The sequence below is a fragment of the Streptomyces sp. NPDC020192 genome (assembly GCF_044388685.1).
In the GTDB taxonomy this organism is placed as follows: Bacteria; Actinomycetota; Actinomycetes; order Streptomycetales; family Streptomycetaceae; genus Streptomyces.
Genome location: NZ_JBIRXG010000078.1, coordinates 1 through 9,188 on the forward strand (window position 1 = coordinate 1; position 9,188 = coordinate 9,188).

At 68.9% G+C, this 9,188-nt stretch carries 9 protein-coding genes and 2 pseudogenes; 8 read left to right on the forward strand and 3 right to left on the reverse strand.

Going from position 1 to position 9,188, the window contains the following annotated elements:
• The 6 genes and pseudogenes from ACH47Z_RS46490 to ACH47Z_RS46515 all read left to right on the forward strand — a co-directional run.
• On the forward strand, window positions 1–95 hold a 95-nt coding region (locus tag ACH47Z_RS46490), incomplete at its 5' end, for an SDR family oxidoreductase (RefSeq protein ID WP_399086171.1).
• Window positions 96–179: 84 nt separating this feature from the next.
• A complete protein-coding gene (locus ACH47Z_RS46495; protein WP_399086525.1) occupies window positions 180–491 on the forward strand; it encodes a hypothetical protein in 312 nt (103 codons plus the stop codon).
• Window positions 479–1,500, forward strand: a pseudogene (locus ACH47Z_RS46500) (sugar kinase). The gene ACH47Z_RS46495 and the pseudogene ACH47Z_RS46500 overlap by 13 nt, the downstream one beginning before the upstream one ends.
• 35 nt (window positions 1,501–1,535) lie before the next feature.
• Window positions 1,536–2,564, forward strand: coding sequence for an aldo/keto reductase (locus ACH47Z_RS46505; RefSeq protein ID WP_399086504.1), 1,029 nt, complete (start codon window positions 1,536–1,538; stop codon window positions 2,562–2,564).
• A gap of 76 nt (window positions 2,565–2,640) precedes the next feature.
• Window positions 2,641–4,155 (forward strand): hypothetical protein, encoded by a 1,515-nt coding sequence (locus ACH47Z_RS46510; protein WP_399086507.1) that lies wholly within the window; start codon window positions 2,641–2,643, stop codon window positions 4,153–4,155.
• A 150-nt stretch (window positions 4,156–4,305) separates the two neighbouring features.
• On the forward strand, window positions 4,306–5,778 hold the full coding sequence (locus ACH47Z_RS46515; protein ID WP_399086510.1) for an RICIN domain-containing protein: 1,473 nt from the start codon (window positions 4,306–4,308) through the stop codon (window positions 5,776–5,778).
• 90 nt (window positions 5,779–5,868) lie between these two features.
• On the opposite strand, the pseudogene ACH47Z_RS46520 reads toward ACH47Z_RS46515, so the two are convergent.
• Window positions 5,869–6,018 (reverse strand): annotated as a pseudogene (locus tag ACH47Z_RS46520) (RICIN domain-containing protein); the annotation flags it as partial.
• 19 nt (window positions 6,019–6,037) lie between these two features.
• On the opposite strand from ACH47Z_RS46520, the gene ACH47Z_RS46525 reads away from it, so the two are divergent.
• Window positions 6,038–6,616, forward strand: coding sequence for a sugar-binding domain-containing protein (locus ACH47Z_RS46525; protein ID WP_399086513.1), 579 nt, complete (start codon window positions 6,038–6,040; stop codon window positions 6,614–6,616).
• Here the strand turns inward: ACH47Z_RS46525 and ACH47Z_RS46530 are convergent.
• Together ACH47Z_RS46530 and ACH47Z_RS46535 are read right to left on the reverse strand one after the other, a co-directional pair.
• Window positions 6,567–6,842, reverse strand: a complete 276-nt coding sequence (locus ACH47Z_RS46530; protein ID WP_399086516.1) for a hypothetical protein — start codon at window positions 6,840–6,842, stop codon at window positions 6,567–6,569. The genes ACH47Z_RS46525 and ACH47Z_RS46530 overlap by 50 nt on opposite strands.
• On the reverse strand, window positions 6,839–7,657 hold the full coding sequence (locus ACH47Z_RS46535; protein WP_399086519.1) for a phytanoyl-CoA dioxygenase family protein: 819 nt from the start codon (window positions 7,655–7,657) through the stop codon (window positions 6,839–6,841). The genes ACH47Z_RS46530 and ACH47Z_RS46535 overlap by 4 nt, the downstream gene beginning before the upstream one ends.
• 73 nt (window positions 7,658–7,730) lie before the next feature.
• Here ACH47Z_RS46535 and ACH47Z_RS46540 point away from each other — a divergent pair, with 73 nt between their 5' ends.
• The gene (locus ACH47Z_RS46540; RefSeq protein ID WP_399086522.1) at window positions 7,731–8,564 is read left to right on the forward strand and encodes a helix-turn-helix domain-containing protein; all 834 of its coding nucleotides are present in this window, start codon (window positions 7,731–7,733) and stop codon (window positions 8,562–8,564) included.
• Window positions 8,565–9,188 lie beyond the last annotated feature (624 nt).

Consider the following 9,188-nt stretch of genomic DNA (forward strand, 5'->3'; position numbering starts at 1 on the left):
ACCTCGCGGGCGCCACGGTGTTCCTCGCCTCGGACGCCGCCGCCTACGTCCACGGCACCGTCCTGCCCGTCGACGGCGGATGGCTCGGCCGATGACCGCCGACCTCACCGACATGCTGGCCGACGCGCGGATCGTGCCGGTCCTGACCGTGCCCGACCCCACCACGGCCGCCCCGCGCCCTGTCCGCGGGCGGCGCGCGCTGCGCGGAGGTCACCTTCCGCACCCCGGACGCCGTCAAGCTCTTCCCCGCCGAACCCCTCGGCGGCCGGGCGACGCTCCGCGCGCTCGCGGCGCCCTTCCCTGGGGTGCGGTTCATGCCGACCGGCGGGATCGGCGCCGCCGGCCTGCCCGGCTACCTCGCCGAACCGGCGGTCCCAGCCGTCGGCGGCAGCTGGATGGCCACCCCCACCCTCCTGAAGAGCGGCGACTACGCGGAGATCCGCCGGCTGACCGCCGAAGCGGTGGAGCGGAGCATGCCATGGCCGACGTGATCGCCCTCGGCGAGGTCATGCTGCGGTTCGACCCCGGTGAGGGCCGGATCCGCACCGCCCGCAGGTTCCAGGTGTGGGAGGGGGGCGGCGAGTACAACGTCGTACGCGGGCTGCGCCACTGCTTCGGACTGCGCACCGCCGTGGTCACCGCCCTGGCGGACAACGCGGTCGGACGCCTCGTCGAGGATCTGATCCTCCAGGGCGGGGTCGACGCCTCGATGATCTGCTGGATGCCCGACGACGGCATCGGCCGTACCGCCCGCAACGGTCTCAACTTCGTCGAGCGCGGCCACGGCATCCGTGGCGCGCTCGGCGTCAGCGACCGCGCCCACACCGCCGTCTCCCAGTTCCGCAAGGGCGACGTGGACTGGGACACGGTGTTCTCGGCCGGGGCGCGCTGGTTCCACACCGGCGGCATCTTCGCGGGCCTGTCGGACACCACGGTCGACGTCGCCGACGAGGCGATGGCGGCCGCGCGCCGGCACGGCGTCACCGTCTCCTACGACCCCAACTACCGCCCCAGCCTCTGGGCCGACCGTGGCGGACCGGAGCGGGCCCGCAAGACCGACCTGCGCCTCGCCCGGCACGCCGATGTCGTCGTGGGCGCCCTCGGCCTGGCGGGCGGGCATCCGGGCGCCGTGCGTCTGGCAGCCGACGAGGTGCCGGACGCCCTCGCCGCTGTGGCCGACCTGCTGCCCGGTGCCAGGGTGCTCGCGACGACCCTGCGCGAGGTGTCCTCGGGACCTCGGCGGCCTGGTCCGCCGAGACCGGTCACGTCACCGGACCCCGCATGCCCGGCCTGCACGTCCTGGACCGCATCGGCTCCGGCGACGGCTTCGCCGCCGGACTGATCCACGGCCTGCTCGCCGGCCACTCCCTGGAACGTGCCCTCGCCTACGGCACGGCCCACGGCGCCCTCGTCGTGACCACTCCCGGCGATGTCTCCATGGCCACCCTCGCCGAGGTCGAGGCACTCATCGCCGGCGGCTCGGCCCACGTCCGACGCTGACCGGCGTCCCCCACCCCTGTCTCCAGGAGCACGTGTTGCACCACCGGAAGATCAAGAACACGCCGGTCACCGTCACCGAACTCGGCTTCGGCGCCTCGGTGATCGGCAACCTCTACGGGGTGACCGCCCCCCAGGCCGCGTCGGCCGCCGTCGACGCCGCCTGGGACGCGGGCATCCGCTACTTCGACACCGCACCGCACTACGGCCTCGGCCTCTCCGAACGCCGGCTCGGCGCCGCCCTGCGCGAGCGGCCGCGCGAGGAGTACGTCGTCTCCTCCAAGGTGGGCCGCCTCCTCGTCCCCAACGAACAGCCGCGGGGCGTCGACGACGAGGGTTTCGTCGTACGGGACGACCTGCGCCGGCAGTGGGACTTCAGCCGTGACGGCGTGCTGCGCTCCATCGAGGAAACGCTGGAGCGCACCGGCCTGGACCGCCTCGACATCGTCTACCTCCACGACCCCGACGACCACTGGCCGCAGGCCGCCGACGAGGCCATGCCCGCCCTCGCGGAACTACGCGACCAGGGCGTCATCGGGGCGATCGGCGCCGGCATGAACCAGTCCGCCATGCTCGCCCGCTTCCTGCGCGAGACCGCCGCCGACGTGGTGATGCTGGCCGGGCGCTACACCCTGCTGGACCAGTCCGCGCTCGACGACGTCCTGCCCGCCGCGCAGGAGCACGGCAAGAGCGTCGTGGCAGTCGGCGTCTTCAACTCCGGTCTGCTCTCCCAGGACCGGCCCGCCGAGGGCATGAAGTACGACTACCAGGACGCCCCGACAGAGCTGGTGCAGCGGGCGTCGGCCATCGCCGAGGTCTGCGAGCGGTACGGCACCACCCTGCCCGCCGCCGCCATCGCCTTCCCCTGCACGCACCCCGCCGTCGTCAACGTCACCCTGGGCATGCGCACCGCGGAACAGGTCCGGCGCAACGTCGAACTGCACGCGCAGCACATCCCCGACGGCCTTTGGGACGAGCTGCGTGCGCAGGGCCTGATCAGGGCTGACGTGCCCACCGCGAGCGGCGACGGCCGCCCGCCCTCGAATCCCTCAGAGCCGACGCACTGAGTGTCCGCACCACCCCGTACCGACAACACCCCTGGATCGCATCAACCGCACATAACACCGCCCGTGGAGCCGCCCCATGCACGTCTGCCCGACCACCCGCACCACCAGGAGGGGCAGACACCCTGCCGCCTCCGTCCTCCGTCTGCTGCCCGCAGCGCTCGCGACGGCTCTCTCCGCCGTCCTGCTGACCTCCCTCACGACGCCGACCCCGGCCTCGGCCGCCACTCAGGCGACGTACTACGTCGCCCCCGACGGTGACGACTCCAACTCCGGCACTATCACGGCGCCGTTCAAGACCCTGCAGCACGCCCGGGACGTCGTGCGCACGGTCGACGACAACATGACCGGAGACATTAACGTCTATCTCCGGGGCGGCACCTACCAGGTGAGCAGCACCATCGACTTCACCTCGGCCGACTCCGGCACGAACGGCCACCACGTCGTCTACGCCGCTTATCCGGGCGAGAAGCCGGTCCTGGACGGAGGCGTTCAGGTGACCGGCTGGACACAGCACAGCGGGAACATCTGGAAGGCCACCCTCAACCGGGACGACAAGCTCCGCGCTCTCTACGTCAACGGCAAGCGCGCCCAGATGGCCTCGAAGACGATCAACTCGGCCGGATGCTACGCGCAATACAACGTCCCGACCCCCTTGCCTTCCTGGGCCTGGGAGGGAGGCCAGACGTGCGACGGAGCCAAGTACAGCCTCTCCGACCTGCCTGCCATCGCGTCCCACCAGGACGACGTGGAGATCCGGACGGCGACGACCTGGACCACGGCGATCGTGGGCGTCAAGCAGATCACCACGAGCTCGGACGGCGCCAACCGCGTGGCCATGTTCCAGGAGCCGGGCGCGGCGATAGCCCAGGGCGCGTACAATGGCAACTTCCAGGCCACCGGCACCCAGACGTTCATGAACGCGTACGAGTTCCTGGACAAGCCGGGCGAGTTCTACTTCGACAAGTCCACCCACACGCTGTACTACTACAAGTCCAGCTCCGACGACATGACGACGGCGCAGGTCTTCGCGCCGAACAACGTGTCCACCCTCATCAAGGTCGCCGGCACGTCCACGACCGACCACGCGCGGAACATCACCTTCTCCGGTCTCACGGTCGAGCACTCCGACTGGAACCTGGTCAATGTGGCGGGTTCCGTGTTCCGGCAGGGTCAGCAGGGCAACGCCAGCGCGAACGTGTACACGAGGAAGAACTTCCACGTCTACACGTACCGCAACGTCGACCTGCCGCCGGCGGCCATCCAGATCGAGAGCGCCGACGGGATCATCCTGCAGCGCGACACGGTGCAGCACACCGGCGCCGACGGGATCACCCTGGCCAACGACGTGACGGACTCGCAGTTGACCGGCAACTACACCGATGACATCGCCGGATCCGCCATCACCGTGGGACACCCCCAGCACGTGTACATCGGGGACGCCGCCCAGGACCCCCGCGAGAAGTACCCGGTGAACGTCGAGGGCGTCTGCAAGAACATCACCGTCACGGACAACTACCTCTACGACAGCGCGGTCCTGTTCCAGGGTTCCAGCCCTGTGTCGGCGTACTTCGCCGACACGCTGTCCCTGTAGCACAACCGGATCGAGAAGTCCCCGTGGGCGGGCATCACGCTCGGCTGGGGATGGGACAACTTCGACGGTACGTCGGCCTCCATCCATCCCGGGAACCCGACCACGACGGCGAGGAACAACACCGTCAAGTACAACGAGCTCATCGACACCATGCAGGTGCTCGACGACTCCGCTCCCCTCTACACGCTGGGCAGCCAGCCGGGCACCGAGATCAGCAACAACTTCATCCAGGGTGTGCCGGTCGGCAAGAAGTACGGGATCCACCCCGACGAAGGCTCCGCTTTCATCAACGAACACGACAACGTCCTCGACGTGGACCCGAACGTCAAGTACGTCATGAACACCGGCACCTGGGGCCGGCAGCACGACCTGACCGTCACCAACAACTACGGCCCCCGCAACACGATCTTCAGCAAGAGCGTCACGAGCAGCACCTTCGACAACGTGCGCGTGTACGCGGACAGCGTGTGGCCGTCGCAGGCCTACAGCATCGCCGTGAACGCGGGCCTGGAAGACGCCTACAGGGACATCATCCCCGCCGGCAACGTGACCCCGCAGGACTCCGCCCTGCCCGCCGGCACCTTCACCGGCAAGGGTGTCGTGACCATTCCGGTGCGCAGCCCGGGAGACGGGACCAAGACGCTCTGGCTGGCTCCCTCCGGTACGACGACGTTCGCCGCCGGTCCCACCATGACCAGCGCGAGCGGCACCGCGACGAGCCTCAGCGTTCCACAGACGGCGGGTGACTACCGCCTCTACATCGTGGACGCCCAGGGGAACGCCTCCGCCGCGTCGAAGGCGCTCGTACGGCAGCGCTGGAACCACGTCGACGACAAGGCGGCCGGCGTGACCTACTCCGGCACGTGGTCGAACTGGAACGACACGAAGGACATGAACGGGTCCGAGAAGTTCACGAGCACCGCGGGCAACTACGCCGAGTTCTCGTTCACCGGCTCGGGCGTGCGGTACCTCGGCATGACCCAGCCGAACATGGGCAAGGTGGACGTCTACCTCGACGGCACCCTCGCTCAGGCGGGCATCGACGCCTATGCCTCGACGGTGACGAAGCAGGTGCCGCTGTTCGAGAAGACGGACCTCGCGGCGGGCCCCCACACGATCAGGGTGGTGTGCACCGGCACGAAGAACGCCGCCTCTTCCGGCACCGTCTGCGCGCTGGACGCGTTCGCCTCCATCGCGTTCCCCGCGACGAACGCCAACTACAAGATCGTCAACAAGGGCAGTTCCAAGGCGGTCGATGTCTCGGGCGGATCGATGTCCGCCGGAGCCGCCGTCATCCAGTGGAGCGACACCGGAGCCCTGAACCAGAACTGGCGCTTCGTCCCGGTGGGTGACGGCAGCTACGAGATCGTCAGCCGGAACAGCGCCCTGCTCATCGACGTCAGCAGTGCCGCCACCACGGACGGCGCGAACATCGTCCAGTCGTCCGACAACAACGTCGCGGACCAGCGCTGGACACTGGTAGCCACCGGAAACGGCTACTACAAGATCAAGAACGTGAACAGCAACAAGCTGCTCGACGTGTCCTCGGGAGGCACCCAGCTCGTCCAGACGACGGACACGAACGCCGACAGCCAGCTGTGGAAGGTCGTGAACGTGGACTGACTCCGGACAAGCCACTCGGCGGCCGCCCCGTCCACCACCGACCTCCAGGACCTGCCGGTTCTCGAAGTTGCGGATGACGTACCCGCCGCTGGTCGGCTCGAAGTACCACAGCTCGTTGTTGCCGCCGTTGTAGGTGTACTGCTGAAGGTTGGCTCCCCTGCTGTGAGTTGAGGCGTTGATGTCCAGGGCCTTGCCGCTGTTCCTGTTGACGATCTTGTAGAGCTGACCGCTGACCTGCACGATGTTCCACTGCTGGTTGGTGCGGGCCTTCCGGTTCTCGCCCCTCGGACTCGACGAGACGGACGGCTTCGAGCTTCCCGACTTCCCCGACCAGGGCTGGGACCGTCTGAACGTTCCGTCCCACTGGCAGCTGCACGGCTACGGCAAGCCGGCCTACCTGAACTTTCCGTATCCCATCCCGCTGGACCCGCCTTACGTCCCGGACGAGAACCCGACCGGTGACCACCGTCGCGTCTACGACCTGCCCGCCTCCTGGGCGGGAACGCCGGCGGTGGTGCGCTTCGAGGGGCTCGAGTCGTGCGCTCGCGTCTGGCTCAACGGCCGGGAGCTCGGGGTGACCCGCGGCAGCCGCCTGACCGCCGAGTTCGACGTGACGCAGGCCCTGCGCCCCGGACGCAACGTTCTGGCCGTCAGGGTGCAGCAGTACTCGTCGGGTACGTACCTGGAGGACCAGGACACCTGGCGGCTCTCGGGCATCTTCCGTGACGTGGCCCTGCTGGCCCGGCCGTACGACGGGATCCGGGACGTGTTCCGACGCCCGTGCCGGGTCAGGGGCGGGGGTCTTCCTCCAGCTTCTCGAAGAAGAACTCGTGCTTGAGGAAGGAGACGTCGTACTCGTGGCCGGCCTGCGGCGGCAACAGCTGGGACGCCTGGAACAGGCGCCACCCGTCCTGCAGCGCGGCGAGGCCGGTGGGGTAGGGTGGCTCGTCGCTGTCGCCGGTCGTCGGACGGGACCGGCCGGTACCGTCGTAGCGGGACCAGCCGACGACGTGGGAGTCGAGTGCCGACGTCGAGAGGTAGAGGACCAGGACGTGCTGTCTCATGCGTGACTCCTCAGGGCCGGGCGGTTGCTGACGCGCGTGACCCAGTACTCGATGTCGAACGAATCGTCGCCGGTCAGGGCCCGCCACAACAGGATCCGGTTGTAGATGTCCAGTCGGGCGGTGGCCTGCTCACACCAGGGGAAGTACGTGCCGAGCTCCGCGGTCACGGCCGGGTCGTGCAGGTCGGTGGTGTCCCAGAGCCGCACCTGCGGCACGGTCGGGTTGAGACGGAGTTTGTACATGTAGCGACGGCGCGCGGTGTCGTTGCGGCGGCCGCTGTGCCAGATGCCGTGATGCAGGAGGACAACCGTGCCCGCCGGGCAGGTCAGACGCGTCTGTCCCCTGAGGTTCTGGACGCGGCCGATGTCACTCTCGTTGATCCTGCGCAGATGGGTTCCCGGCACGCTGAGCGTGCCGCCCATCTCGGCGGTCACCTCGTGCGGGTAGTACATGAGCTGGATGTCGAAGGCGTCCGGCCGTACGTCGATGATCGCGTCTCCGTGGAGGGGCTGTGCCTGCCCCTCGTGCGGCTCACGCACGTGTACCGCATGGTGGTCGACGGTCGGCCCGGGCCCGACCAGGCTCTCGACGGCGCCCGCGACGACCGGCAGGGCGAGCAGCTCGTGGACGAAGGTGTCCGGTGCGAACGCCTCGTTCAACGGGATGCCATACGGCAGGTCGGGCAGGCCCTCTGCCAGGGCCGCGACGGCCCGTTCATTGATCTCCTGCGGCACCACCGCGTCAAGGCGCAGGAAGCCCTGCGAGACGAAGCGCGCCACCTGAACTGATGTCAGAAGTCGGTCAGTGGTTGGCATGCGACGAAGGTATGCGTCCTGTCCGGCTCTGTCGTGGGCTGAATTCATCCACTGCTGGTAGTTTTCCATCCTCATGAAGCTTGTGACACTGCGGCTCGACGAGCCGCCCACCGTGGCAGCCGCCGGCATCGGCATACATGGTGTCTCCACCGATCACGAAGTCTTCCGGCTGCCCGGTCTGTGGCAGCTGCACCTCTACAACTACGAGGGCACGCTGTCCCTCGGGCAGTCCGTCCACCCCATCCGGCCCGGTCATGTCAGCCTCGTACCCCCTGACACGGAGGTTCACTTCCACTACCGGGGCAGGTCGGAGCACTTCTACGTCCATCTGCGGCTGAACGAGGCCGGAACTCCGCGATCGGTCCCGGTGATGCAGGACGCCGGGGCTGAGAGCACACGCCTCGCCGATCTGCTCCGGTACGCCGTCGCGGCCATGCCGTCTTCTCCCCCGCGCGCCACCGCCGAGGTCTGGGCCGCCCTGTGGCGTGTCGCCGAGCTGCCGAGGAACGACGGAGCCGGGCGTCAGCACCCTCTCGTGGCCACGGCGCAGGCGTACATCGAAGTGCACCTGGCGGGCCCGCTGGCCGTACCGGACGTCGCCGACGCCGTCGGCATCTCCCACACCCACCTGACGCGGCTGTTCCGTGCCGAGACCGGCCACACGGTGGTGTCGTACATCCGGCACCGGCGCCTTCAACGCGCCCGCCATCTCCTGCTGGTGTCCACCCTGTCCATCACCGCCATCGCCGCGGCCGTGGGCATCGCCGACCTCCAAGCCTTCAACAAGGCCTGCCGCCGTGAACTCGGCGCAAGCCCGCGTGACATACGCGGGTCCGGGTCCACCCCTCCGGGCGAGAGTCCGTACGGTCAGCGCGGTTCCCTCACCGAGGCCTCAACCGGCCGGTGAACACACTCTGTTCATGTGCGGGTGCGCCGACCCGCCGGGTCCGGCACCGGAAGACTCCGGTGCCGGACCCGAGGCGCAAGCCGACGGCCCCCTTCACACCGCCGACTGAGTGCGACCCGGGCCATCCTTTGGAGGACAGCCCTCAGCAAGCTCAACGGCACTCCCCCGCACCCCGATCGCTCCGCGAAGGCCGACGAAGGCGTACTGCGCTTCCTGGCCGAAGCGGCCGAGCGAGCCGTCCGGGCACAGGCCCAGGCCCGGGCACCGGCGGAAGCCACCGCCGACCCCGAACCACCCCTGGCGAGCCGGCCGGCCCGCCTCTTCCACGGTCTCCCGGCGACGGCGAAGAAGCCGAACGCGCCGACACCAACGCGGCAGGCGGAAACCGAGATCTCCGCCGGCCCGGGTCCCACATCACCGCACAGATTCACCGGCCGACGACACCGGCGCCCTCGGGGAGGGCCGGCTCGCCGCCACTCGGCGATCTCGTGCCGGGCTGTACGACGAGCAGGCTTTGGCACTGCCGCTCTCGTACCACGGATCGGTCATGGCTTTCGTAGCGACACGCAGTCGACGGGGGGTGAGCAGGCGTCAGCAGATCATCCGAGAAGGCTAATGGTCATT

Excerpts from the sequence above, each read along its gene's own strand:
- ACH47Z_RS46515 (WP_399086510.1), top strand. The coding sequence starts at position 4,306 with ATGCAGGTGCTCGACGACTCCGCTCCCCTCTACACGCTGGGCAGCCAG.
- ACH47Z_RS46530 (WP_399086516.1), bottom strand. The coding sequence starts at position 6,842 with ATGAGACAGCACGTCCTGGTCCTCTACCTCTCGACGTCGGCACTCGAC.
- ACH47Z_RS46510 (WP_399086507.1), top strand. The coding sequence starts at position 2,641 with ATGCACGTCTGCCCGACCACCCGCACCACCAGGAGGGGCAGACACCCT.
- ACH47Z_RS46535 (WP_399086519.1), bottom strand. The coding sequence starts at position 7,657 with ATGCCAACCACTGACCGACTTCTGACATCAGTTCAGGTGGCGCGCTTC.
- ACH47Z_RS46540 (WP_399086522.1), top strand. The coding sequence starts at position 7,731 with ATGAAGCTTGTGACACTGCGGCTCGACGAGCCGCCCACCGTGGCAGCC.